This window comes from Melissospora conviva, from assembly GCF_049523535.1.
GTDB lineage: Bacteria > Actinomycetota > Actinomycetes > Mycobacteriales > Micromonosporaceae > Melissospora > Melissospora conviva.
In genome coordinates this window covers 38,729-63,143 of record NZ_JBLLDT010000007.1, presented here as the reverse complement: position 1 = coordinate 63,143, position 24,415 = coordinate 38,729, and the positions used below count along the sequence as shown (strand labels likewise).

16 protein-coding genes and 2 riboswitches are annotated in these 24,415 nt (G+C 70.4%); of the genes, 10 read left to right on the top strand and 6 right to left on the bottom strand.

The genetic code is table 11. The features are described 5' to 3' along the window. Positions 1 to 141 precede the first annotated feature (141 nt). Positions 142 to 933, top strand: coding sequence for a deoxyribonuclease IV (locus ACK8GG_RS16475; protein WP_440351272.1), 792 nt, complete (start codon positions 142 to 144; stop codon positions 931 to 933). Further along, on the top strand, positions 930 to 2,990 hold the full coding sequence (locus ACK8GG_RS16470; protein WP_440356732.1) for a hypothetical protein: 2,061 nt from the start codon (positions 930 to 932) through the stop codon (positions 2,988 to 2,990). Before ACK8GG_RS16475 ends, ACK8GG_RS16470 begins: the two co-directional genes overlap by 4 nt. Before the next feature lie 69 nt (positions 2,991 to 3,059). Here ACK8GG_RS16470 and ACK8GG_RS16465 read toward each other — a convergent pair whose 3' ends face one another. The 3 genes from ACK8GG_RS16465 to ACK8GG_RS16455 form a co-directional block, all read right to left on the bottom strand. Then, a complete protein-coding gene (locus ACK8GG_RS16465; protein ID WP_440354596.1) occupies positions 3,060 to 4,568 on the bottom strand; it encodes a glycosyltransferase family 87 protein in 1,509 nt (502 codons plus the stop codon). A gap of 134 nt (positions 4,569 to 4,702) precedes the next feature. Next, positions 4,703 to 7,576, bottom strand: a complete 2,874-nt coding sequence (locus ACK8GG_RS16460) for a transglycosylase domain-containing protein (protein ID WP_440356731.1) — start codon at positions 7,574 to 7,576, stop codon at positions 4,703 to 4,705. Between the two features lie 124 nt (positions 7,577 to 7,700). Continuing rightward, positions 7,701 to 8,168: a DUF5318 domain-containing protein gene (locus tag ACK8GG_RS16455; RefSeq protein WP_440354594.1), complete on the bottom strand. Its 468-nt coding sequence runs from the start codon at positions 8,166 to 8,168 to the stop codon at positions 7,701 to 7,703. 171 nt (positions 8,169 to 8,339) lie between these two features. On the opposite strand from ACK8GG_RS16455, the gene ACK8GG_RS16450 reads away from it, so the two are divergent. The 3 genes from ACK8GG_RS16450 (at position 8,340) to ACK8GG_RS16440 (ending at position 11,340) form a co-directional block, all read left to right on the top strand. Beyond that, a complete protein-coding gene (locus ACK8GG_RS16450; RefSeq protein WP_440351277.1) occupies positions 8,340 to 8,978 on the top strand; it encodes a PadR family transcriptional regulator in 639 nt (212 codons plus the stop codon). A gap of 23 nt (positions 8,979 to 9,001) precedes the next feature. Further along, positions 9,002 to 10,081, top strand: coding sequence for an inositol-3-phosphate synthase (locus ACK8GG_RS16445; protein ID WP_440354731.1), 1,080 nt, complete (start codon positions 9,002 to 9,004; stop codon positions 10,079 to 10,081). 176 nt (positions 10,082 to 10,257) lie between these two features. Further along, on the top strand, positions 10,258 to 11,340 hold the full coding sequence (locus ACK8GG_RS16440; protein WP_440356730.1) for a TolB family protein: 1,083 nt from the start codon (positions 10,258 to 10,260) through the stop codon (positions 11,338 to 11,340). Between the two features lie 114 nt (positions 11,341 to 11,454). On the opposite strand, the gene ACK8GG_RS16435 is transcribed toward ACK8GG_RS16440, so the two are convergent. Continuing rightward, positions 11,455 to 11,964, bottom strand: coding sequence for an acyl-CoA thioesterase (locus tag ACK8GG_RS16435; RefSeq protein ID WP_440356729.1), 510 nt, complete (start codon positions 11,962 to 11,964; stop codon positions 11,455 to 11,457). A gap of 124 nt (positions 11,965 to 12,088) precedes the next feature. Continuing rightward, positions 12,089 to 12,302, bottom strand: a riboswitch (cobalamin riboswitch). Positions 12,303 to 12,455: 153 nt separating this feature from the next. Then, positions 12,456 to 12,668, top strand: a riboswitch (cobalamin riboswitch). Positions 12,669 to 12,847: 179 nt separating this feature from the next. Between ACK8GG_RS16435 and ACK8GG_RS16430 the strand changes: the two genes are divergently transcribed. Genes ACK8GG_RS16430 through ACK8GG_RS16415 form a run of 4 tightly spaced genes read left to right on the top strand, consistent with a single transcriptional unit; the run spans position 12,848 to position 18,285 of the window. Next, positions 12,848 to 15,181: a ribonucleoside-diphosphate reductase subunit alpha gene (locus tag ACK8GG_RS16430; RefSeq protein WP_440356805.1), complete on the top strand. Its 2,334-nt coding sequence runs from the start codon at positions 12,848 to 12,850 to the stop codon at positions 15,179 to 15,181. Beyond that, positions 15,181 to 16,176 carry a ribonucleotide-diphosphate reductase subunit beta gene (locus tag ACK8GG_RS16425; protein ID WP_440351493.1) on the top strand — a complete coding sequence of 332 codons (996 nt, stop codon included), beginning with the start codon at positions 15,181 to 15,183 and terminating at the stop codon, positions 16,174 to 16,176. Before ACK8GG_RS16430 ends, ACK8GG_RS16425 begins: the two co-directional genes overlap by 1 nt. A 46-nt stretch (positions 16,177 to 16,222) precedes the next feature. Then, positions 16,223 to 16,759 (top strand): NfeD C-terminal domain-containing protein, encoded by a 537-nt coding sequence (locus ACK8GG_RS16420; RefSeq protein ID WP_440351279.1) that lies wholly within the window; start codon positions 16,223 to 16,225, stop codon positions 16,757 to 16,759. Beyond that, the gene (locus ACK8GG_RS16415; protein ID WP_440351280.1) at positions 16,759 to 18,285 is read left to right on the top strand and encodes a flotillin family protein; all 1,527 of its coding nucleotides are present in this window, start codon (positions 16,759 to 16,761) and stop codon (positions 18,283 to 18,285) included. The genes ACK8GG_RS16420 and ACK8GG_RS16415 overlap by 1 nt, the downstream gene beginning before the upstream one ends. A gap of 132 nt (positions 18,286 to 18,417) precedes the next feature. Here ACK8GG_RS16415 and ACK8GG_RS16410 read toward each other — a convergent pair whose 3' ends face one another. Both ACK8GG_RS16410 and ACK8GG_RS16405 read right to left on the bottom strand, forming a co-directional pair. After that, the gene (locus tag ACK8GG_RS16410) at positions 18,418 to 20,484 is read right to left on the bottom strand and encodes a S8 family serine peptidase (RefSeq protein ID WP_440354593.1); all 2,067 of its coding nucleotides are present in this window, start codon (positions 20,482 to 20,484) and stop codon (positions 18,418 to 18,420) included. Positions 20,485 to 20,803: 319 nt separating this feature from the next. After that, positions 20,804 to 22,315, bottom strand: a complete 1,512-nt coding sequence (locus ACK8GG_RS16405; protein ID WP_440351282.1) for a CCA tRNA nucleotidyltransferase — start codon at positions 22,313 to 22,315, stop codon at positions 20,804 to 20,806. 137 nt (positions 22,316 to 22,452) lie between these two features. Between ACK8GG_RS16405 and murJ the strand changes: the two genes are divergently transcribed. Further along, the gene (gene murJ, locus ACK8GG_RS16400) at positions 22,453 to 24,195 is read left to right on the top strand and encodes a murein biosynthesis integral membrane protein MurJ (protein WP_440356728.1); all 1,743 of its coding nucleotides are present in this window, start codon (positions 22,453 to 22,455) and stop codon (positions 24,193 to 24,195) included. The last annotated feature ends 220 nt before the right edge of the window (positions 24,196 to 24,415 follow it).

Genomic DNA, 24,415 nt, shown 5'->3' with positions numbered 1-24,415 from the left:
CGTGCCCGCGGCCGACCGCGAGGCGGGAACATCGATTCATTGAAGGCTAACGACGCCCGGCCCCGCCGGTGACGACGAAACACCCGCACCGGAGCGCGACCGATCCCCGCCCTGTCGGCACCGGGACGTAGGCTCGCGTGCATGCGCATCGGAGCCCACGTCGATCCGGCCGACCCGCTGGCCGAGGCGGCAGTCAGATCGGCCGACGCCGTGCAGTTCTTCCTCGCCGACCCCAAGGGGTGGAAAGCGCCCCCGCCGCGTGAGGACGCCGATCGGCTGCGCGCCGCCGACGTGGAGATCTACATCCACGCCCCGTACGTCATCAACGTCGCCACGCTGAACAACCGGATCCGGATCCCGAGCCGCAAGCTGCTCGTCGGCCACGCCGACGCCGCGGCGCAGATCGGCGCCCGGGGCCTGATCGTGCACGGCGGCCACGTCAACGCCGGGCAGGACATCGCCACCGGCTTCGACAACTGGCGCAAGACCTTCGCCTACGCCGCCGAGTCCGGTGGTTTCGCGACCCCGGTGCTGATCGAGAACACCGCCGGCGGCGAGAACGCCTGCGCGCGGCGGCTGGACGCGCTCGCCCGCCTCTGGGACGCCGTCGGGGAGTACGACGTGGGCTTCTGCCTGGACACCTGTCATGCCCACGCCGGCGGCGAGGAGCTGCTCGACCTGGTCGACCGGGTGAAGGCGATCACCGGCCGCATCGACCTGATCCACGCCAACGACTCCCGGGACGCGTTCGGCTCGGGCGCCGACCGGCACGACAACCTCGGCCAGGGGCAGATCGATCCGGAGCTGGTCGTGGCGGTGATCCGGGCGGCCGGCGCCCCGGTGATCGTCGAAACACCGGGGGGCGCCGCCGGACAGGGTGCCGACATCGCGTTCCTGCGGGAGCGGCTGACCGACGGGAAACCTCGCGGATGACCACCGACCAGTCGAAGACCAGCGACGGCAGCGCCCGCGACGAGGAGCGCACCACACCCCAGCAGAAGCCGGCTGCGAAGCCGGCAGCGGGCACCGCGGCGGAGACGACGAAGCCGGCTGCGGGCACCGCGGCGGAGACGACGAAGCCGGCAGCGGGCACCGCGGCGGAGACGACGGAGCCGGCAGCGGGCACCGCGGCGGAGACGAAGCCCGCCGCGGAGAAGACCACCCCGGCCGCGGAGAACGGGAAACCGGCGGCCGACGGCGACGACTCCGCCGAGGAGCGCTGGTCGGCGTTCGCGTCGGCCGAGGAGCCGCCCCCCGGACGGGGTGAGCGCGCCCGGCGCGCCGGCGGACGGTTCCTGGCCCACGAGTGGACCCTGGCCGCCCTCGCCTCGCTGGCGCTGGCGGTCCTGATGACCTGGCCGACCCTGCGGTACCCGCTGCACACCATCCCGCAGGACTACTGGGACCCGAGCCTGCAGGCGTGGCAGATGGCCTGGTCCGGGCACATCCTGCTGGCCGACCCCGGCATGCTCTGGCACGCCAACACCTTCTACCCGGAGTCGTGGAGCTTCGCCTTCTCCGACACTCTGCTCGGCTACGCCCCGGCCGGCATGCTCGGCACCGGCCCGGAGGCCGCGCTCCTCCGCTACAACATCATCTTCGTGCTGGCGCACGCTCTGGCCACCTTCGGCGCCTACGTGCTGGCCCGCCAGCTCGGAGCCGGACGCATCGGTGGCGCGGTGGCCGGTGTCGGCTTCGCGTACGCGCCGTGGCTGCTCTCCCAGGCCGGGCACCTGCACGTCGTCTCCAATGGCGGGATCCCGCTGGCGCTGGCGATGCTGGCCCGCGGCCACGGCTACTCGCTGCGGTACGGCTACCGGCCGGCCCGCAGCCACGCCGGCTGGGCGATCGCCGGCTGGCTCGTCGCCACCTGGCAGATCAGCCTGGGCTTCGGCATCGGACTGCCCTTCGTCTACATCCTGGCCGCGCTCTCGCTCGCCGGCCTCGTCACCTGGTACGTCCGGCGGTTCTGGATCAACCGAGCGCCCCGGCCCTTCGGACGGCGGCTGCTGATCGCCGACCTCGGCGGCGGACTGGTCTTCGCGATCAGCGGCGCCCTGCTCTCGATCCCCTTCTTCAAGGTCACCGAGGCCCACCCGTACGCGGAGCGCTCGCCCGCCGAGATCGACCTCTTCTCGCCCTCGCTACGCAGCTTCTTCATCGCGCCGGCGGAGTCCCAGCTCTGGGGCGAGCTGCACACCGGCGCCCGTTCGACGCTGACCTGGGCGCCGGAGATGACGCTGCTGGGCGGCTTCGCGCTCTATGCCCTGGCGCTCGGCGGCCTCTTCTTCTCGGTCTTCGCGCTGCGCCACCGCCTGCTGCTGCTGGCCGGGGTGCTGGTCACCGGCATCCTGGCGATGGGCACCAAGTTCTTCGGGGGCACCTACACCTATCTGCTGCTGGTGGAGTACCTGCCGGGCTGGAGCGGTCTGCGCACCCCGGGTCGGATGATGCTCTGGACCACCCTCTTCCTGGCGTTGCTCGCCGCCGGCGCGGTCACCGCCTTCGCGATGCGGGTACGCGAGCTCGCCGCCACCCGGATCCCGCCGTGGCCGGGTCCCTGGCTGCGGCTGGCGACCCTGCTGCCGCTGCTGCTGGTGATCGTCGAAGGCGTGAACGTCACCCCGCATCCGACGGTGCCGGAGCAGCCGGCGGCGCTGCGCACCACTCCGGGACCGATGCTGGTCCTGCCGAGCTCCTCGGGGATCGACCAGCTGGTGATGCTCTGGTCCACCTCCGCTTTCCAGGACGTCGTCAACGGCGGCAGCGGCTTCACGCCCCGGCGGCTCGACGAGACCCGGCGGGTCACCCTGGCCTTCCCCGACCAGGAGAGCGTCACCTACCTGCGGGCGATGGGCGTACGCAGTGTCGTGGTGCTCCGCGACCGGGTCGGGGGCACGCCGTGGGAGACGGCGATCAACCTGCCGGTCGACCATCTCGGCATCCGGCGCATCGACGAAGGCGACACCATCGTCTACCGCCTCGACTGACCGACTGCTCGGGTAGGGCACCGGCCGGCTCCGGCGATGGGGCCGCCGGTGCTGACGCCGGCTGCCCGCTCAGCCCTTGGCCACCGTCACCGCGACGGGCACGCCGGGCTGGGCCCGGTTCGAGACTCCGGGCCGGCGCCATCGGTCGAGCCAGGGGGCGTCCGGCGCCCCGTCGAGCACCCCGCCGTCCGGGTCGTCGGCGTAGTTGGCGCGTACCGGGTCGTGTTCGGGGTGCAGGATGTCGCGGATCACGAAGCCGCAGAGCACCGCGACGGTGATCCAGCGCAGCGCGGCGGCGAGGACGAAGACCCCCTCCGGGATGACCGGCTCACCGGTCTGCACACCCAGCAGTTCGCCGTAGAAGGCCAGGAAGTAGCAGACCTCGGCGATCTGCCAGGCCAGGAAGGCGCCCCAGCGGGGGCGGGCCAGCACGATCAGAGGCAGCAGCCAGAGCACGAACTGCTGCGACCAGACCTTCGCCGAGAGCAGGAAGATCGCCACCACCAGGAAGGAGAGGGCGGCGAGCCGCGGCCGGCGCGGTGCCCGCAGCGCCAGCACGGCGACCGCCAGGCAGCCCAGGGCGAAGATGGCGTACGCCAGGTTGTTCAGCGTGGGGATGTTGGCGCTGAGCCACTGGAACGGGCCCTGGTCGCCGACCGCGCCGCTGTTGACCTTGCCGTCGAGGTAGCGGCCGATGTACCAGAACGTGCCCCAGTCGATGGCGCGCGTGGTGTTCAGCTCGAAGAACCGCCCCCAGCCTTCGGGGTAGAGCACCGCCACCGGCAGGTTCACCACGAACACGGTCGCCAGGGCCGAGCCGAGCGCGATGAGCGCGGCGCGTAGTCGCTGCGCCCGCAGTGCCAGCACCAGGATCGGCCCGAGGATGAACAGCGGCCACATCTTCGCCGCGCCGGCCAGGCCGAGCAGGACGCCCGCCAGCACCGGCCGCCGGCGCGCCCAGGCGTATAGACCGGCGGCGCCGAGTCCGATGGCGAGGAAGTCCCAGTTGACGGTGGCGGTCAGCACCAGCGCGGGCGCGAGGGCGAAGAGCGCCGCGTCCCAGGGGCGGCGGCGGCGCAGCGCCAGGATCACCGCCACCGTGACGACGGCGAGCGCCGAGAGCACCACCGCGTTGATGTTGTAGAACCACTGCACCTGGTTCATCTGCGGGTTCGCGTCCCCGACGGCATGCACCGGCAGGCCGATCGCGCCCATGAAGTAGCCGGTCACGACCGGGTACTCCACCGGGTGGTCGCGGTAGGGCACCTTCCCCTCGTTGAGCCCTTCGGCGTAGTAGAGGGCGAGCACGTCGGTGTAGCAGAACTGGGTGTACTGGGAGTTGTTCTGCCAGGCGCCGTCCTGACAGGGGGATTTCTGCACCCAGTGCAGGGCGAGCGCCAGGCAGGCGAGCGCGAGCACGATGCGGGTCGCCGTCCAGAACCGGTTGCCGCGGCCGTCGGTGGCGGCGTGTTCGCCCAGTGGTCCGCCGATGGCTTCGGAGATGCCCCGGACGAAGCCGTCGGAGCGGGCCGGCTGGTCGGTCCCGTCATGCCCACTCGGCGTGGCCTGCGTGCTCATGGCAGGCATCCTGCCGCAGAACGGCGGACACCACGAGCCTGACACCACAAAGGCCGCGTCGAGCACCGGAACGGAATCAGGGGGCCGGCATCCGGCCCCCTGATTCGAGGTGTGCTGCGGTCACGCCCTCCGGGTCACTCCCGGCGCTCCGGGGTGGGTGCGACGGTCACGGCCGGGGTGGGCAGACCACCGCCGGCACCGCCCGCGTCCCCGCCCGGGGTGATGTCGGGCTCGGTGTTGCAGAACGGGTTGAGCGGGTTGCACTCCTGCTCGTCGTCGTCGCGGCCACCACCGCCGGGGCGCCCCTGGTTCCTCGGCGGCGGCTCGGGCTTCTGCTCCGGGGCGTTGCCGGCATCCGGGTCACCGATGTTCGCCGCCGGCTGGAACTGCTCGACCGGTTTGCCGTCGAGCGCGACGTTCATGAACTGCTTCCAGATGTCCGACGGCAGCGTGCTTCCGTAGATCTTCTGGCCGGCCTTGTCGCGCAACGGTTTCTCGTCCTTGACGTTGCCGACCCAGACCGCCGTGGCGATCTGCGGGGTCCAGCCGACCATCCAGGCGTGGGCGTTCTCGCCCGGCTGGCGCTCGAGTTCCCAGGTTCCGGTCTTGCCGGCTGCAGGCCGGCCGCCGTCGAGGTTGTCGCCGCCGTAGCCCGGGATCTTCTGCAGGACGGCGTTGACGTCGTCGGCGACCTCGGGGCGGATCTTCTCGGTTACCTTGCGCTGCTCGCCGCCGATCAGATGCCATTCACCGGTGCTCTGGTCCATCTGCTCGATGGTCATCAGAAAGTGCGCCCTGATGTACTTGCCGCGGTTGGCGAAGGTGGCGGCGCCGTTGGCGTGGTCGAGCACCGTGACCGGGTACTGGCCGTAGGCGATCGGGTCGTAGAAGGCCCCTTCGAGGGTCTCCATCTTGTCGCCGTCAAGGTCGAAGACCTTGGCCGGGCTGCTCTCGGTGTTCCACATCTTGGTGATGCCGGCATTGCGGGCCATCTCGATGACCTTCGATCGACCGATCTCCTCGGTGATGTGATAGAAGGGCACGTTGTAGGAGTGCACTGTGGAGATGTCCAATGTGCACTGGTTGCCGCAGGTGGTCTTGTCGGTGTCGGTTCCGGCGTTGCGCACGGTGTAACCGACGCCCTCGGGCTTGAACGGGTCGGACTTCCAGCGGGACTGCAGCGACTTGCCCGCCTCCAGCGCCGCCGCCAGCGTGTAAATCTTGAAACTCGAGCCCGGCGGGTGCCCACCGGTCAGGTTGCCGCTGCTGTCGACGTTCCGGCCGGCGAAGTCGGTGCCGACACCGCTCTCACCACCGTAGTAGGCGAGCACCCGGCCGGTCTTCGGCTCGATGGCGACCATGGCCGCCATCAGGTTCTTCGGCTGCCCCTGCATGGGCGAAGTCTTGGCGGCCCGCCGGGCCGCCGCCTGCGCCGCTTTCTGAGCCTTGACGTCGATGGTGGTGACGATCCGGTAGCCGCGGGTCATCAGCGCCTGGCTGCAGCCGGGCTTGGACTCGGTGACCTCGTCGGCCTTGCTGGTGCAGAGCCCCTTCTCGATGAGCTCCTGCCGCACGTAGTTGACGACGTTGCCGACGGGGGTCTCCACGCCGTAGTCCAGGCCCGGGCCCGTGCTGTCCCGCGGACGGGTCTTCGGGAACTCGGTGGGCCGCTCCTCGGCCTTGAGCCAGCCCTTGCCCACCATGCCGTCGAGGATCCAGTTCCAGCGGCCGACGGACTCGTCGTAGTTGAGCTCCGGGTCGTAGCTCTTGTGGTTGGCGTCCGGCTCCGGCTGCTTGATCATGCCGGCGAGGACCACCGCCTCGCCCACGGTGAGCTTGGTGGCGCTCTTCTTGAAGTACGCCTGCGCCGCCGCCTCGATACCGTGCGCACCCCGACCGAAGTAGATCGTGTTCAGGTAGTGCTGCATGATCTCGTCTTTGTCGAACTGGTCGTTGAGCTTGGAGGCGAGGATCGCCTCCTTGAGCTTGCGCGAGTACGTGTTGTCCTGCAGGTTGTCGTACGCGTTGCGGGCGTACTGCTGGGTGATCGTCGAGGCGCCCTGCCGGGTGCCGCCGGTGACGTTGTTCCAGGCGGCCCGGGCGATACCCACGTAGTCCACACCGGAGTGCTCGTAGAACTTGCGGTCCTCGGCCGCGGCAACCGCGAACGCGACGTACGGCTTAAGCTGTTCGATCTTGACGAAGGCCCGGTTCTCCTGGCCCAGCTTCGCCAGCACGGTCTTGCCGTCGCTGTAGTAGATGCTGGTCGCCAGCGGCGGGTTCTGGTGCTGCGGCAGCACCACGCCGGTGGAGTAGTAGGTCAGACCGACGACCCCGAACCCGGCCATCATGATCAGCACTGCGAAGCCGGCGATCACGAAGTTGAGGCGCTTGCGGCGCTTGGCCCGCTTCAGCGCCTGCGGGTCCTTGCCGGCCCCGCCACCGCGACCGCCGCGGCCCGGACCGGTCGGTCCGCCGGGGCCGCCCGGCGCGCCACCGTCCGGCGAGACGGCGGCCCGTGCGCCAACCCGGCCGGCACCGCCGACGGAGGCGGCGCCCACCGCGGCGGCACCCACCGATGCCCGGCCGGCACCGCCGGGCACCTGGGCCCGGCCCGGCGCACCGGGAACCTGAGCCCGCCCGGGAACCGCACCCGGCACCTGTGCACGGCCCGGCGCACCGCCGGGCACCTGGGCCTGGCCCGGCCCACCAGGGACCTGAGCCCGCCCGGGAACCGCACCCGGCACCTGCGCCCGACCCGGCCCACCGCCCGGAACCTGAGCCCGGCCCGGCCCACCAGGAACCTGAGCCCGCCCGGGCCCGCCGACCTGCGCACGGCCGGAGCCGCCGCCGACCGAAGCGCGCCCGCCGGTGCCCGCCGGGGGCACGGAGGCCCGCCCGGCGCCGCCGGGACGGCCGTACGAATCAGGGCCCGGTTGCGGTTCCTCCTCCTCACGGGGCGTCTGCGCGCGCCCGTAAGGGGTATTGGGATCGCCGTACGAGTTCATTCCTCACACCCTGCTGTCTCGGGGCCCGCGCCATGACGCCGCCACCGGGTTGCCGTGAGCCAGACGGTCGGGGCGGCTGAGCGCCTCGCCTGTGCTCGTACTGTCGTGATGCTCCGGACCAGGGTCACCGTCGCGCTCGTGAGTCGCGGCGGGTCCCGGACGTGGGACCAGGGTCCGTGCCGGCGGCTGCGGCCTCCGGCACGTCGGTTCCGGCGCCTTCGGCTGCCAGTCCGTCCCTGCCGAGCAGGAACTGCTCGACGAGATGGTTCCAGTCACAACTTCGGCACACCTCCACCACGAATACCTGAAACTCACGCAGCGTCATCGCCAGGACGGAGAGTTCCGCCCGGGTACGCGCCTGTCCGGCCGAGGTCTTCAGTTCGTCGCCGTAAATGTAATGGACGTATGTCAGGTTCTCCCCGCGGCAGACCGGGCAGCGCTCCTCGGTGGCCTCGCCGTGGAACCGCGCGGCGTTCTTCAGGTACGGCGAGGCGTCACAGACGTCGTGCGTGCCGATGCGACCGGAGTGCAGCTCACGCAGGACCGCTCGCTTCTGCAGCGAGTAGTCGACCACCTGGCGAGACGTGCGCACGCGGGAAAGGGTACGCCGTCGGGCGGAACGAGGCGAGGAGGGTAACTCTGAGTAGTTTTGCCCCCGCACTGCGATGGGTTTGCCTGATCCGTGGCGAGGGTTTACGGTGCGATGTATCGCCTCGATACATCGTGACGAAGGTACGCAGCGGACCCGGAGGAGGGCGGCACGGTGCTCGAACTCGCCCTGCTCGGACTCCTACAGGAATCGCCCATGCACGGCTACGAGCTGCGCAAGGAGCTCACCGCCAAGCTCGGCACCATCCGCGCGGCCATCAGCTACGGCTCCCTCTATCCGACCCTGCGCCGGATGCAGGCGGCCGGCTGGATCACCGAGGCCGAGGCGGCGCCGGTCACCTCGGACGAGGTCCCGCCCCTGACCAGCCGGCGCGGACGGGTCGTCTACGAGATCACCGCCGAGGGCAAGGAACGGTTCGCGGAGCTGATCGCCCAGACCGGCCCCGAGACGTACGAGGACACCGGCTTCAGCGTGCACTTCGCGTTCTTCGCCCGGACCGACCAGGCGACCCGCCTGCGAATCCTCGAGGGTCGCCGCCGCAAGATCGAGGAGCGGCGTGAAGGCCTGCGCGACGTGCTCGGCCGGGCAGCCGAACGCCTCGACGCGTACACGCTTGAACTGCAACGCCACGGTCTCGACGCCTGCGAGCGCGAGGTCCGCTGGCTGGAGGAGCTCATCGCCAACGAGCGCTCCGGCCGAGCCCCGGCCGTCCTGGACAACGGGACTGCCGGTGGCCGACGAGAAGACAAGAACCCGCCTCCGCCTGGAGTGTCCAGGAATGAGCGGCCGTGACCAGAAAGAAGGAGGCAAACGCGATGGGCTCCGTTCGCGTCGCCATCGTCGGTGTGGGCAACTGCGCCTCGTCCCTCGTGCAGGGCGTCGAGTACTACCGCAACGCTGACCCGAATGACCGCGTCCCGGGTCTCATGCACGTCACCTTCGGCGACTACCACGTATCGGACGTGGAGTTCGTAGCGGCGTTCGACGTGGACGCCAAGAAGGTCGGCATGGACCTCGCGGAGGCGATCGTCGCCAGCGAGAACAACACCATCAAGCTCTGCGACGTGCCGCCGACCGGCGTCACCGTGCAGCGCGGTCCGACCTTCGACGGTCTGGGCCACTACTACCGCGAGATCGTCGAGGAGTCCGGCGCCGAGCCGGTCGACATCGCCCAGGCGCTGCGCGACGCGCAGGTCGACGTGGTCGTCGCCTACCTGCCGGTGGGCTCCGAGGACGCCGCCAAGCACTACGCCCAGGCCGCGATCGACGCCGGCTGCGCCTTCGTCAACGCGCTGCCGGTCTTCATCGCCTCCGACCCGGTGTGGGCGCAGAAGTTCACCGACGCCGGTCTGCCGATCGTCGGTGACGACATCAAGAGCCAGGTCGGCGCCACCATCGTGCACCGCGCCTTGGCGAAGCTCTTCGAAGACCGCGGTGTCGAGCTGCTGCGCACGTACCAGCTCAACTTCGGCGGCAACATGGACTTCATGAACATGCTGGAGCGCACCCGCCTGGTCTCGAAGAAGATCTCGAAGACCCAGTCGGTCACCTCCCAGATCCCGCACGAGATGGGCAAGAGCGACGTGCACATCGGTCCGTCGGACCACGTGCCGTGGCTGGACGACCGCAAGTGGGCCTACATCCGCCTGGAGGGCCGCTCCTTCGGTGACGTCCCGCTCAACGCCGAGCTCAAGCTCGAGGTGTGGGACTCGCCGAACTCCGCCGGCGTCATCATCGACGCCGTCCGCGCCGCGAAGATCGCCCTGGACCGCAAGGTCGGCGGCCCGATCCTCTCGGCCTCGTCCTACTTCATGAAGTCCCCGCCGGTGCAGTACGCCGACCACGACGCCCACCAGGCCGTCGAGGACTTCATCGCCGGTTCCATCGAAAGCTGACGCCACCGCGTCCCGCGCGGACGCGTGTGACACCACGAGGGCCGGATCCGCCACGGATCCGGCCCTCGCCATCTGCGCACCGCCCGGCCGTGTCCCCCACCGCAACGCGGCCGCCGTGCGGACACGTACGGCCCGACGGGACCACCGCGGGCCGGGAAGGGTGCCATGATCCGGGCGTGTCCAATCCAGACGACATCGCCGAGTCCGGCTCCGCCACAGACCGCGGCCCTGGCGCGCCGGCGCGCCGGCTGCCGAAGATCCTGGCCGCCGGTGGTCTCGCCATCACGCTGATGATCGCCGGCTACGCCGCCTGGCGCGGGACAGACTCCGGGGAACCGGCCCCGGTCGAGCCGGAACCGGTGGCAGTCGACATGAGCCCGCCGCCGGAGGACTGGTGGACCCGCCCGCTGGAACTTCCCGGCGGGTACGTCCTCGCCGGCGCCGACGTGCCCCGGTACTTCGACGCCACCACCGGCGACCGGCAGAGCAAGGCGCTGATCCTCAACCGCGCCACCGGCCGATACATCGCACTCACCGACTACGACGCGGTGCTGGCTGCGCCGAGGGGCGACCTCGCCGCCGTCAGCAACTCCGACCGTCCCCGGGAGATCGGCGTGCTCGACGTGCCCACCGGCCGGGTGCGCTGGGTGCGCCTGCCCGCCCGGCCCATGGCACCCCCGTCCTGGTCACCCGACGGCACCCGGTTGCTGTTGACACTGCGCGACAAGGAGCGCGGCGAAGAGCACCTCGGTGTGCTGGATGCCCGCGCCGCCCGCCTACGCACCTTCCTGGTGGGCGGCCCCACCGCACCGGAGTCCTTCTCCTGCACCGACTCCTGCGTTTTCACCTGGATGCCAGACGGCACCGAGGTCGCCTACCCGCAGACCGACCACTTCGCACAGCTCTCGGAGGCCCGGCGGCATCCGCGCAGAGGTCTGCAGCTCTTCTCCGCCGACACCGGGGCGCCGACCCGCCTGCTCCCGGTCCGCGGTGACGTGACCGGCGCGTACGCCTGGTCGCCCGACGGGCGCCACGTGGTGGTGCAGGGCCAGGAGACGCCGCAGCTGGTGAAGGTCGCCACCGGCGAGGTGATCCAGGACCTGGCGGTGGCCGACGTCTACTGGGCCGGGAACGACCGGCTCGTCCGCCTTCAGGGCAGGAAGGCGATCGTCTCCGACCTCAGCGGCCGGATCATCGAGCGGCACCCGTTCCCGGCCGAACTGCACGACCGGTACGTCGTCGCCCTCGGCAAACCGTGATCTCCATCCCGGGCACCATCGAGCGCTGACGTCGGCGCGCCCTGAGCGGCGCGCGTGACCTCACGAGGGCCGGATCCGTGACGGATCCGGCCCTCGCCATCTGCGCGTGGGGCATCAGGCGGCGGTCTCCTCCGGTACCGAGCGCGCGAGAGCGTCGCGGAGGGAAAGGCGGTGCCGGCGCCGGATCTCGGCCTGCCGGAACGCCCGGCGGTCTTCCGCGGTCTGCGGCAGCAGCGGCGGCACCCGCCGAGGACGTCCCCCCTCGTCGACCGCGACCATCACCAGGTGGGAGGTGACGACGGTGGTGGGCGGCACCGCCCGGTCCCACCGGTCGGCGGTCACCCGCACCGCCACCTCCATCGAACTGCGGCCGGCCCAGGTGATCCGCGCGTCCAGGTGGACCACGTCCCCGATCCGCACGGCCCGCAGGAAGACGGTCTCGTCCATCGCGGCGGTGACCGCGGGCCCGTCGGAGTGGCGGGCGGCGACCACGCCGGCGGCCGAGTCGATCAGGTTGAGGATGCGCCCGCCGTGGACGGTGCCCATCAGGTTGGTGTGGTGCTGATCCATGATCTGCGACAGGGTCAGCTGTGAGGCCGCGGGCGGCCGGCCGGGTTGCGTCATGCTCGTGTTCATCCGTTCCGCGAGATGGCGGCTTCACGGATCAGGGCAGCGCGGCGGCACCTCACCGCAGGGTGGGGCACGGCGCGTCCGACCCCACCCGCGAGGCCGACGGCGGCACACACCGGTGGGCGTGTGCGTGCTGGCAGGTCTTCGGACTCGCGGGCGTGACCTGACGGTCGCCTACCGGCCGTCGCTTCCCAGGCTGCGCTGCCCAGTGCTCGATGACGGCTTTCGTTCCCACTCACCGCTGCGCGACAGTCCCGGATTCCCACCGGGTTCCCTCTTACGACGCCCCACCCAGGAAGCAGCCGGGGCGAACCAGCGCTGCCGTCGAGCATAGCGGGGTCGCGCGCCACCCCTCGTCGCCGACCGGACGGGAAACCGCCTGACGGGACAGGATCGGCCGGCACCTGCCCGGCACCGCCCTGCGAATGCCCACGGCAACACATGACACAGCATGTGGTGTTGCTGTTTCCCGGCCGATCCCATATATGGTGACACCCGCAGCTGGTTCGGCCGTCTTTCACCAGACGGACGAGGCAAGAGGGAATACGGTGTGAGACCGGAACTGCCCCGCAGCGGTGAGTGGGAACGAAAGCCGTCATCGAGCACTGGACCGGTCCGGGTCTGGGAAGCGACGGCCGGTAGGCGACCGTCAGGTCACGCCCGCGAGTCCGAAGACCTGCCAGCGCGCCGTACGCCATCGGGGCGTACGGCGGTCGAAGGCCGCGCGGGACGGCCGACGCCTCCGCCCCGGGCCTTTCGACTGCCCGGGTATGACGGTGTCCTCTCCGCGCGCGCAGACGGCCATGGGCTCGCGAGGAGAGAGTTCGTGACACTCAGTCCAGACAAGATTGCCGCGCCGCAGCAGCGCCGGCCCGTCATGCAGGTCCGCAAACGCGACGGCGGCATCGAACCGGTCGACGTGAACAGGATCGTCACCGCGGTGCAGCGGTGGGTCGCCGACCTCGACGAGGTCGACCCGCTCCGGGTGGCGACCAAGACGATCAACGGTCTCTACGACGGTGCCACCACCGCCGAACTGGACCGGCTGGCGATCCAGACCGCCGCCGACCTGATCGGCGAGGAGCCGCAGTACTCCAGGCTCGCCGCCCGGCTCCTCGCGGCGTACGTCGCCGAGGAGGTCCACGGCCAGGGCGTCGCCGGTTTCAGCCAGTCGATCCGGTACGCCCACAGCCTGGGCCTGGTCGGCGACGAGACGGCCGCCTTCGTGGCCCGGCACGCCGGCGAATTCGACGCCGCCGTGGACCCCGGCGGCGACCTGCGCTTCGAGTACTTCGGGCTGCGGACGGTAGCCGACCGGTACCTGCTGCGCCACCCCGAGACGCGGCTGGTGGTGGAGACCCCGCAGTACTGGCTGATGCGGGTGGCGTGCGGGCTGTCCCGGACGCCGGACGAGGCGATCCCCTTCTACCGGCTGATGTCGAGCCTGGCGTACCTGCCCAGCTCGCCGACCCTGTTCAACTCCGGCACCCGGCACACCCAGATGTCGTCCTGTTTCCTGGTCGACTCCCCCCGTGACGAACTGGACTCCATCTACGAGCGCTACCACCAGGTCGCGAAGCTGTCGAAGTTCTCCGGCGGCATCGGCATCTCCTGGTCCCGGGTACGCGGGCGGGGCAGCCTGATCCGCGGCACCAACGGTCGCTCCAACGGCATCGTGCCGTTCCTGAAGACCCTCGACGCCGGCGTGGCCGCGGTCAACCAGGGCGGCCGGCGCAAGGGCGCGGCGTGCGTCTACCTGGAGCCGTGGCACCCCGACATCGAGGAATTCCTCGAACTGCGCGACAACACCGGCGAGGACTCCCGGCGTACCCACAACCTGAACCTCGCCAACTGGATCCCCGACGAGTTCATGCGGAGGGTGGCCGCCGACGCCGACTGGTCGCTCATCGACCCGTCGGACGCGCCCGAGCTGCCCGACCTCTACGGCGAGGAGTTCGACGCCGCATACCGGGCCGCGGAGCCCCGCGCCGTCCGGACCGTCAAAGCCCGCGAACTGTACGGCCGGATGATGCGCACCCTCGCGCAGACCGGCAACGGCTGGATGACCTTCAAGGACGCCTCGAACCGGCTCTCCAACCAGACCGCGGCACCCGGCAACGTCATCCACCTGTCGAACCTCTGCACCGAGATCCTGGAGGTCAACAACGACGGGGAGACAGCGGTCTGCAACCTGGGCTCGGTCAACCTCGCCGCCCACGTCACCGCCGACGGCATCGACTGGGAGAAGCTGCGCGCCACGGTCCGGACCGCGGTCGTCTTCCTGGACCGGGTCATCGACATCAACTACTACCCCGCCGAGCAGGCCGCGGCGTCGAACCCGCGGTGGCGCCCCGTCGGGCTGGGGCTGATGGGGTTGCAGGACGCCTTCTTCACGCTGCGCCTGCCCTTCGACTCCGCCGCGGCGAAGGAGCTGTCGACCCGGGTCCAGGAGGAGATCTTCCTGACCGCGCTGGAGACCTCCGCCGGCCTCGCCGAACGGTTCGGCCCGCATCCGGCGTACGCCCAGACCCGTGCGGCACGGGGTGAGCTGCACCCGGACCTCTGGGGCGCGGAGCCGACGCAGACCGCACGGTGGGCGGCGCTGCGCGCGACGATCGCCGCGCACGGCCTGCGCAACTCGCTGCTGGTGGCGATCGCGCCGACCGCGACGATCGCCTCGATCGCCGGCTGCTACGAGTGCATCGAGCCCCAGGTCTCCAACCTCTTCAAGCGGGAGACCATGTCGGGGGAGTTCCTCCAGATCAACACCTACCTGGTACGCGAGCTCAAGGCTCGTGGGCTCTGGACGGCGCCGGTCCGGGAGCAGATCAAGCGCGCCGACGGGTCGGTGCAGGGCCTCACCGACCTGCCGGCCGACGTCCGGGAACTCTTCCGCACCGCCTGGGAACTGCCACAGCGCGCGCTCATCGACCTCGCCGCCGCCCGGGCGCCCTTCATCGACCAGTCGCAGTCGCTGAACCTGTTCCTGGCCGCGCCGACCATCGGCAAGCTCTCCTCGATGTACCTCTACGCCTGGCAAGCCGGGCTGAAGACCACCTACTACCTGCGCTCACGCCCGGCGACGCGCATCCAGCAGGCCACCGTTTCCATCGCCCCGGCGGATGCCCCGGTGATCCAGCCCGTCGTCAGCGGTGACGACACGCTCGCCTGCTCCCTGGAAAACCCCGACTCGTGTGAGGCCTGCCAGTGATGCTGCTCGACCCCGGAATGGACCTGACCCTGCGGCCGATGAAGTACCCGCACTTCTTCGACCGTTTCAAGGACGCGATCAAGAACACCTGGACCGTGGAGGAGGTCGACCTGCACGCCGACCTCGCCGACCTGGCCCGGCTCACCCCCGCCGAGCAGCACCTGGTGTCGCGGCTGGTGGCGTTCTTCGCCACCGGCGACACGATCGTCGCCAACAATCTGGTGCTCAACCTCTATCAGCACGTCAACTCCCCGGAGGGACGGCTCTATCTGTCCCGACAGCTCTTCGAGGAGGCCGTGCACGTCCAGTTCTATCTGAACCTGCTCGACACCTATGTCCCCGACGAGCGGGATCGCGCCGAGGCCTTCGCCGCGGTGGAGAACATCCCCTCGATCGCGCGCAAGGCGGAATTCTGCTTCAAGTGGATTGACTCGGTCTTCGCGCTGCGTGAGCTGAAGACCCGCGACGACCGGCGGGCGTTCCTGCTCAACGTGATCTGCTTCGCCGCCTGCATCGAGGGCCTCTTCTTCTATGGCGCCTTCGCGTACGTCTACTACCTGCGCTCCCGCGGTCTGCTACACGGATTGGCGTCCGGCACGAACTGGGTCTTCCGCGACGAGTCGATGCACATGGCCTTCGCCTTCGACGTGGTCGACACCGTACGAGCCGAGGAGCCGGAGCTTTTCGACGCGGAGATGGAGCAGCAGGTCCGGGAAATGATGTCCGAGGCCGTCGAGTGCGAGGTGCAGTTCGCCGTGGACCTGCTCGAACAGGGCGTCTCCGGGATGTCCCCGGCCGACATGCGCGAATACCTGCAGCACGTCGCCGACCGGCGGCTGGCCATGCTCGGTATCGCGCCGCTCTACGGCAGCCGGAACCCGTTCGCCTTCATGGAGTTGCAGGACGTCCAGGAGTTGTCGAACTTCTTCGAACGGCGGGTCTCGGCCTATCAGGTCGGCGTGACCGGCAGCGTCAGCTTCGACGACGATTTCTGATCCGACGACCCCGCGCCTCCCGTGGCTATTGCAGGCCATCACTACCATGCCAGGCGTGGCCTCGGGAACCTTGGTATTTCTCATCATCGGCGGGATCGGCATCGCCCTTCTGATCGTCTCCCTCTTCGGTCTCGAATTTTTTGAGATCGGTTCGGGGGAGGGCGGGATCTCCACGGAGGCGCTCGCCGGCTTCACCGGCGCCCTCGGCTTCGGCGCGGCGATCGCCAACGAACTCATCGGTGGTTCCAGCCCGGTCCTGGTCGCCGCCGCGGCCGGGATCGGGCTGGTCGCCGCCGTCCCCACCGCCGCTTTCGCGCTCCGGCTCGGCCGGGCCGCGGACCGGATGAACACCGACGCCACCCCGACCCGCAACGACCTGATCGGCGCCCTCGGCGTGGTGGTCACCCCGATCCCGGCCAACGGATACGGCGAGGTCCGCGTCCGCGTGGGCGGCCAGCCGGTCAAGCTCAACGCGAAGGCGGACAGCGCGATCCCCACGGGAGCGGGCATCTTCGTCGTCGCCGCCCCCTCCGACACCAGCGTTCTGGTCGAGCAGACCCCCCACCTCATCGAAGGAAGCTAATGCCACTGGTCATCGCCATCGGCGGCGCTGTCGCGCTGCTGCTCATCCTGGTCCTCTTCGTCCTCTCCCGGATCAAGGTCGCCGGGCCGAACGAGGCGTTCATCGTCACCGGCCGCAAGGGCCGCACCACGCAGACCGTCGACGGCGTCCGCTCCACCGACAACTCCGGCCAGAAGGTCGTCATGGGCGCGTCGGTCTTCGTGCTGCCGGTCGTGCAGAAGATCCAGTCCCTGGACCTCTCCAGCCGCCGCATCCACGTCGAGATCACCGGCGCAGTCAGCAAGCAGGGCATCCGCGCCAACCTCCAGGGCGTCGCGATCGTCAAGGTCGGCGGCACCGAGGACGCGATCCGGGCCGCCGCCCAGCGCTTCCTGCACCAGCAGGACGAGATCGAGGAGTTCACCCGGGAGGTGCTCGCCGGCGCGCTGCGCTCCATCGTCGGCCGGCTCACCGTCGAGGAGATCATCCGCGACCGGGCCGCCTTCGCCAGCGCGGTGGCCGAGGAGGCCGAGCACTCGATGACCAACCAGGGTCTGGTGCTCGACACCTTCCAGCTGCAGGACATCATCGCCGAGGGGTCGTACCTGCAGGACCTCGGCCGTCCGGAAGCCGCCCGGGTGCTCAAGGACGCCTCCATCGCCGAGGCCCGCGCCCGGCAGGCCGCCGAGCAGGAGCGCCTCCTCGCCGAGGAGGCGATCGCCGAGGCGAACCGCAACCTGGCGCTGAAGCAGGCCGGCATCGCCGCCGAGATCGACGCCGCCAAGGCCAAGTCCGCCGCCGCCGGCCCGCTCGCCCAGGCCGAGCGGGACCAGGCGATCCTCTCCGAGCAGCAGAAGGTCGCCGAGCGCAACGCCGAACTCAAGGAGCGTCAGCTCGACACCGAGGTCCGCAAGCCCGCCGACGCGGCCCGGTACAAGGTGGAGCAGGAGGCCGAGGCGGATCGCGCCGCCGCCGTGCTCGCCGCCGACGCGCAGCGCCAGGCCACCATCGCCGCCGCTCAGGCCACCGCCGAGCAGGCCCGCCTGATGGGTGAGGGTGAGCGGGCCCGCCGTGCCGCGCTCGCCGAGGCGAACGCCATCGAGGGCGCCAAGGAGGGTGAGGCCGAGCAGCGGCGTCGTACCGCCATCGCCGAGGCGATCGAGCGGGAAGGCACCGCCGAGGCCGCCGCGATCCTGGCCAAGGGGCAGGCCGAGGCCGAGGCGATGGCCCGCAAGGCCGAGGCCTTCAACGCGTACGGCGAGGCCGCCGTCCTCGACCTGCTGGTGAAGATGCTGCCGCAGGTGGTCGAGGCGGCCAGCGCCCCGATGGCCGGCATCGACAAGATGACCGTCATCTCCACCGACGGCGCCTCGTCGCTGACCAAGTCGGTGGCGAACAACGTCGCCCAGGGGCTGCAGCTCGGCACCGACCTGACCGGTATCGACCTGGCCGGCCTGCTCGGCAAACTCGGCGCCACGCAGAACGGCGGCAACGGAGCCGGTGACAACCACAAGGCCGTGACCGGCGGCGAGACCGCGGTGAACTGACCGACGACAGACACGAGGGCCGGGGTCCGATCGGACCCCGGCCCTCGTGCGTCCCCGGCCGCGAAAACACCAGAGCCCGCCGGCGCCACCCCCGAGGAGCGGTGCCGGCGGGCTCCGGAGCGGTGCGACCGGCTACGCGGCCCTGACCGTGAAGTACTCCCGGGCGCTGAGCCTGGCGTCGAAGTGCGTCTTGGCGATCAGCGGCTTCGCACCGCCGCCCTCGGCCCGGACCCACCGCTCGTTCACCACGGCGAGCAGCGCGATGTTGCCGTTCTGATCGGTGCCCGGCATGAAGAAGATCGCCGAGAGGACGAGGGAGGAGACCTTCGCCTGCAGCGGCTTCCGTCCGGAGCTCGGCGCGGCCACGAAGCGCTTGTTACCCATCGAGCGCAGGGCCACCAGACCGTTGCCGAGGTCAACGAGCTCGAACTTCTCCCAGCGGCCGACCGACCCCCGCTTCGCGATCAGCGGCTTCGTGCCGGAGCCATCGGCGGTGACGTACTTCTTGTTCACCGTGGCGCGGAGGCTGACCACCGGGTTCGGCGCGTCGATGTCGAACCGCTGCCGGGTGCCGATCCGGGTGCCGTTGGCGATCAGCGAGTTCTTGCCGGCGGTGACCCACTTGCGGTTGACCTTCGCCATCAGGCTGATGCTGCCGTCGATGTTGTGGACCAGCTTGAACTTCGCGGAGCCGACGATGGACTTGGTCTTGGCGATCAGCGGCTTCTTGCCGCTGCTCGGGGCCACGACGTACCGGTTGTTCGCCTTGGACTTCAGCGCGACCCAGCTGCCACCGGCCGGGACGATGTCGAACTTCTCGCCCTTGGCGAGCACCCAACTGCGGGGCACCAGCGCCTTCTTGCCGCCGCTGGGGGCGACGACGAGACTCTCGTTGAACCGGGCCCGCAGGCCGACGGAGCTCCGCTTGACCGGCACGGCCCCGACGTGCAGGAGCCGGTCGATGCTGCCGAAGGTCCCGAAGACCGCGCCGGCGATGCCGCTCTTGACGACCGCGTCGCGCACCTGCCGCGGCGACCAGCCCGGGTTCTGGGCCAGGAGGATCGCTGCCGCGCCCGTCACGTGCGGCGCGGCCATCGACGTACCGGAGGCGCTCTTCTTGGCGGTGCCGCTGCCGATCCAGGCGGAGGTGATCCCGGCGCCCGGGGCGAAGATGTCCAGGCAGCCGCCGACGTTCGAGGAGTTGAGGACGATGTCCAGCTTGTCGGTGGCGCCGACCGTGATCGCCGCCGGCACCCGCGCCGGGGAGTAGTAGCAGGCGTCGTGCGCGTCGTTGCCGGCCGCGACGACGTAACCGACGCCGCGGGCGATGGAGGCCTTGACCGCGTCGTCCAGGACGGGGTCCTCGCCACCGCCGAGGCTCATGTTCGCCACGGCGGGCTTTTTCGCGTTGGCGGTGACCCAGTCGATGCCGGCGACGACACCCTCGGTGGTCCCGGTGCCGTCACAGTCGAGCACGCGCACGCCGACGAGCTTGACATCCTTGGCGACGCCGTAGCTCCTGCCGCCCACCGTGCCCGCCACGTGGGTACCGTGACCGTTGCAGTCGTCACCGGTGCCGCCGAAGGCGTCGAAGCCGTTGCTCGCCCGGCCGCCGAAGTCCTGGTGCGCGACGTTGATGCCGGTGTCGATGATGTACGCGGTGACACCCCGCGCCGACGTTCCCGGGTACCGGTAGGCGCCGTTGAGCCTGGTGCCGGTCTGGTCGATGCGGTCCAGCCCCCAGGAGGGGGGATTCTTCTGGGTGCCGCTGATCGAGTACCTGCGGACAGGTTCGACGTACGCGACGTCCGGATCGGCGGCGATCCGCTTCGCCTCGGCGGCGGTGAGGTCGGCGGAGTAACCGCGCAGCGCGCCGGTGAAGACCTTCCGCACACTGCCGCCGTTGGACTTCGTCAACGCCTGCACGGTGCCGCGGGTGGCGCTCGGGGCGGCCGTGCCGTCCTTGAGCTTGACGATGTAGCGGCCCGGCACGGTCTTCGGCGTGCGGTCACGGGGCGCGGTCCGGTCCACGGGGGACTCGGTACGAAGCTTTTCGCGCAACTCCAGACCGGACAGGTCGTACGGAGCTGCATGGTCTGCCATTGCCGCGCCACCGGTGGTGACGGACAGGACCGAGGTGACGAGGGCGAGCGCGAGCCCGGCCCCCGCCGAGCGGCGCATAACGCCTCGGCGTCTCACAGAAAGATCTCCCCATGGGATGGACGAAGTCCGCCCAGCCGATCCCCGGGATGAATGACACCGGTGATGCGGGGGCGAACAGAGGGTTTGATGATCTTTCCACTATCGACGATCCGGGAAGTGCTCGCCTCGTCCGAACGGCCAGATGATCGCGTTTCGTCAAGTAATTGACAGCGGTACACGGGAGGCATTTCCCGAATTGCTTCTATCTCCCTGCGGCAAGCGCCGTCCCGGCCTCTTCGTACGGCGAACGCCTCCCGACGGACGCGTCGTTTCGCGGTCGAGCCGGCGACGCCGCAGTTGCGCCCTCGTTCTGCGATCAGCCGGCGATGCCGCGCTCGCGCGCCCAGCGCAGCAGCTCCGCCTCGGCCTCGTCGCGGTCCAGCGGGCCGCGTTCCAGGCGCAACTCCTTGAGGTGCTGCCAGGCCTGGCCCACCACCGGCCCCGGCGGCACCCCGAGCAGCTCCATGATCGCGTTACCGTCGAGGTCCGGCCGGACCCGCGCGAGATCCTCCTCGGCGGCGATGCGGCTGATCCGCTCCTCGAGCGCGTCGTAGTCGGCGGCGAGCGCCGCCGCCTTGCGCCGGTTGCGCGTGGTGCAGTCCGACCGGGTCAGCTTGTGCAGCCGTGGCAGCAGCTCACCGGCGTCGGTGACATAGCGGCGCACCGCCGAATCGGTCCACTCACCACGGCCGTAACCGTAGAAGCGCAGATGCAGCCCGACCAGCTTCACCACCTGCGAGGTGACGTCCTTCGGGTAGCGCAGCGCCTTCATCCGGTGCTTGGTCAGCCGGGCGCCGACCACCTCGTGGTGGTGGAAACTGACCCGCCCGTCCGAACCGACCGCCTTGGTGGCGGGCTTGCCGATGTCGTGCATCAGCGCCGCCATCCGCAGCACGAAGTCACAGCCGTCGGACTCCAGCGCCACCGCGTTGCTCACCACGGTGAGCGTGTGCTCGTAGACGTCCTTGTGCTGGGCGTGCTCGTCGATCTCCAGCTTGAGGCCGGCCAGCTCCGGCAGGAACCGGTCGGCCAGCCCGGTGTCGACCAGCAGCCGCAGCCCGGTCACCGGGTCGGCGCCGCAGAGCAGCTTGGTGAACTCGTCCCGGATCCGCTCGGCGGTGATCCGATCCAGGTCCGCGGCCATCCGCTGCATCGCCGCACGCACCTCGGGGTGCACGGTGAAGCGCAGCTGCGCGGCGAACCGGGCCGCCCGCAGCATCCGCAGGGGATCGTCACCGAATGACTCCTGCGGCGTGCCGGGCGTACGGATGATCCGCGCCGCGAGGTCGTCGAGCCCGCCGTACGGGTCGGTGAAGTCGTGGTCGGGGAGGCTGACCGCCATGGCGTTGACGGTGAAGTCCCGGCGCTTGAGGTCGTCGATCAGATTCGTGCCGTACGCCACCACCGGGTTGCGGCTGACCTGGTCGTACGACTCGGCGCGGAAGGTGGTGATCTCCAAGCGGAGACCGTCGCGCTGCGCGCCGATGGTGCCGAACTCCCGGCCGGTCTCCCAGATCGCCTCGGCCCAGCCCTTGAGCAGCCGCAAGGTGGTGTCCGGGTGGGCGTCCGTGCAGAAGTCGAGATCGTCGCCGAGGCGGCCGAGCAGGGCGTCGCGTACCGAACCGCCGACCAGGTGCAGCTCGTGGCCGGCCTGCGCGAAGCGGCGGCCCAGCTCGTCGGCGACCGGGGAGACCCGGAGGAGTTCGGCCACGGCGTTGCGCTGGGCGGCGGTGAGCCGGCGCCGGTCGGGCGCGGACGGGGTGTCGCCACTGCCGCCGTCGGGTGCGATGGCACCGGCGGGCGCGGGGCGTGCGGAGGCTTCGGACATGGGACCGCCAGCCTATCGGGCGCGGGGGCGCCGGGCGGCGGCGGGCGCACAGACGGGCGGACCGGGTCACACCCAACCGAACTGCGGAAAGTGACTAAGGTCTTCAACGATCGGATCGGTGCACCCTGGGAGGCTCGATGAGCGGCGGTCTCTACCGCAGCGCCAATGCCAGCGCCGGGGGCCCACTGCCACCCGACGACGGTGCCACGTTCATCTCCGCGGAGCCGCCGAACAGCCCGGCGCTGGAGGGTGCGCCCCCACCGGAGCAGGTCGCCGAGGGCAGTGCCGCCGCCAACAGCGCCGTCATGGCGATGGGCAGCCTGGTCAGCCGGGGAACCGGCTTCCTGCGGACGATGGCGATCACCGCCGCGCTCGGCAAGGCGATCGGTGACGCGTACACCTCGGCGCAGATCCTGCCCGGGATGGTCTACGAATTCCTTCTCGGCGGGGTGCTGACCAGTGTGCTGGTGCCGGTGCTGGTGCGCCGCCGCAAGGCCGACGCCGACCGCGGTGAGGCGTACATGCAGCGCCTGCTCACCCTGGCGGTGCTGGCGCTCGGCGTCGCGGCGCTGCTGGCGGTGGTGGCCGCCCCGCTTCTGACCTGGCTGGTCGCCGGTGGCGACGAGACCACCCGCGACTACCCCGACCTGATCACCGCCCTGTCGCGGTTCATGCTGCCGATGCTCTTCTTCACCGGGCTGAGCGCGCTGATCAGCGCGGTGCTCAACACCCGCGGCCACTTCGCCGCCCCGATGTGGGCGCCGATCCTGAACAACATCGTGGTGATCGCGGTCTGCGGGATCTACGTGCTCGTCTACGGCGCGCGCGTGCTGGACCCGAACCAGATGACCATCGGTCAGATCGTGCTGATCGGTGGCGGCACGCTGCTCGGCGTCGCGGTCCAGGCCGCGGGGCTCTTCCCGGCGCTGCGCAAGGTCGGCTTCCGCTGGAAGTGGCGGTTCGACTTCGGCGCTCTCGGGCTGCGGGAACTGGGCCACCTGGGCGCCTGGATGTTCTGCTACGTCGCGGTCAGCCAGATCGGCGTGATCGCCGTGTTCAACCTGGTCAACCGGGCCACCGGCCGGGGCGAGGCCGGCGCGCTGAGCTACAACAACATCTATCTGCTGATGATGATGGCGCACGGCATCGTCGCCGTCTCGATCATCACTGCGCTGCTGCCGCGGATGAGCGCCGCCGCCGCGGACGGCCGCTTCGCCGACCTCGCCGCCGACCTCTCGCGGGGCACCCGGACGGTCACGGCCGTCCTCGCCCCGATCGCGGTCTGCTACTGGGTGCTCGCCACTCCGGTGGTCTTCGCCCTCTTCCAGCGCGGCGCCTTCACGGCCGACGACGCCCGCTCCACCGTGCCGGTGCTGATGATCGCCGGTCTGGCGCTGGTGCCCTTCGCGATCAGCCAGCTCTTCACCTTCGCCTTCTACGCGCTGCCCGACACCCGCACCCCGGCATTGATCAACATTCCGGTGGTGGTGGTCCGGGTGCTGGTCCTGATCGGGCTCTTCGCCGCCCTCTCCGCGAGCTTCGCCGCCAGCGCGGCCATGATCGGCAACGCCGTCTCGTACGTCGCCGCCGCGGTCCTCTCGGCCTGGCTGCTGCGACCCCGGATGGGGAGCCTCGGGATGGGGCAGATCACCCGGACCTTCGGCAAGGTGATCGTCGCCGCCGGCCTCTCGGCGGTGGTCGGGACCGTGGTGGTGAAGCTCCTGCCCGGCGGCGACGCACCCGTGTTCTGGGAATCCGTCGTGCAGATCCTGGTCGGTGGCGCCGCGGTCGGCCTCACCTATCTCGGCCTCGCCATGCTGCTGCGGATCAGCGAGATCACCGAGGTGATCGGGATGGTCCGCAGCCGCCTCGGCCGCTGACGGAAGCCGCCGACACGACATTCTCGCTGCTCAACTGGCACGCCGCCGTTATGGGCACGAAGATGGATGTCGGAGATCCGGCCCGCGCGGGTAAGGTCGCTCTGGACGGATCGGGGGCAGTACCGACCGTCGGTCGGGGAACGCCGCGCCGGAGAGGCCGCGGACGGGCGCCGCACCGGCGCCGGTCGCACGACGCCCATCGATTGACACGAGCACCGAG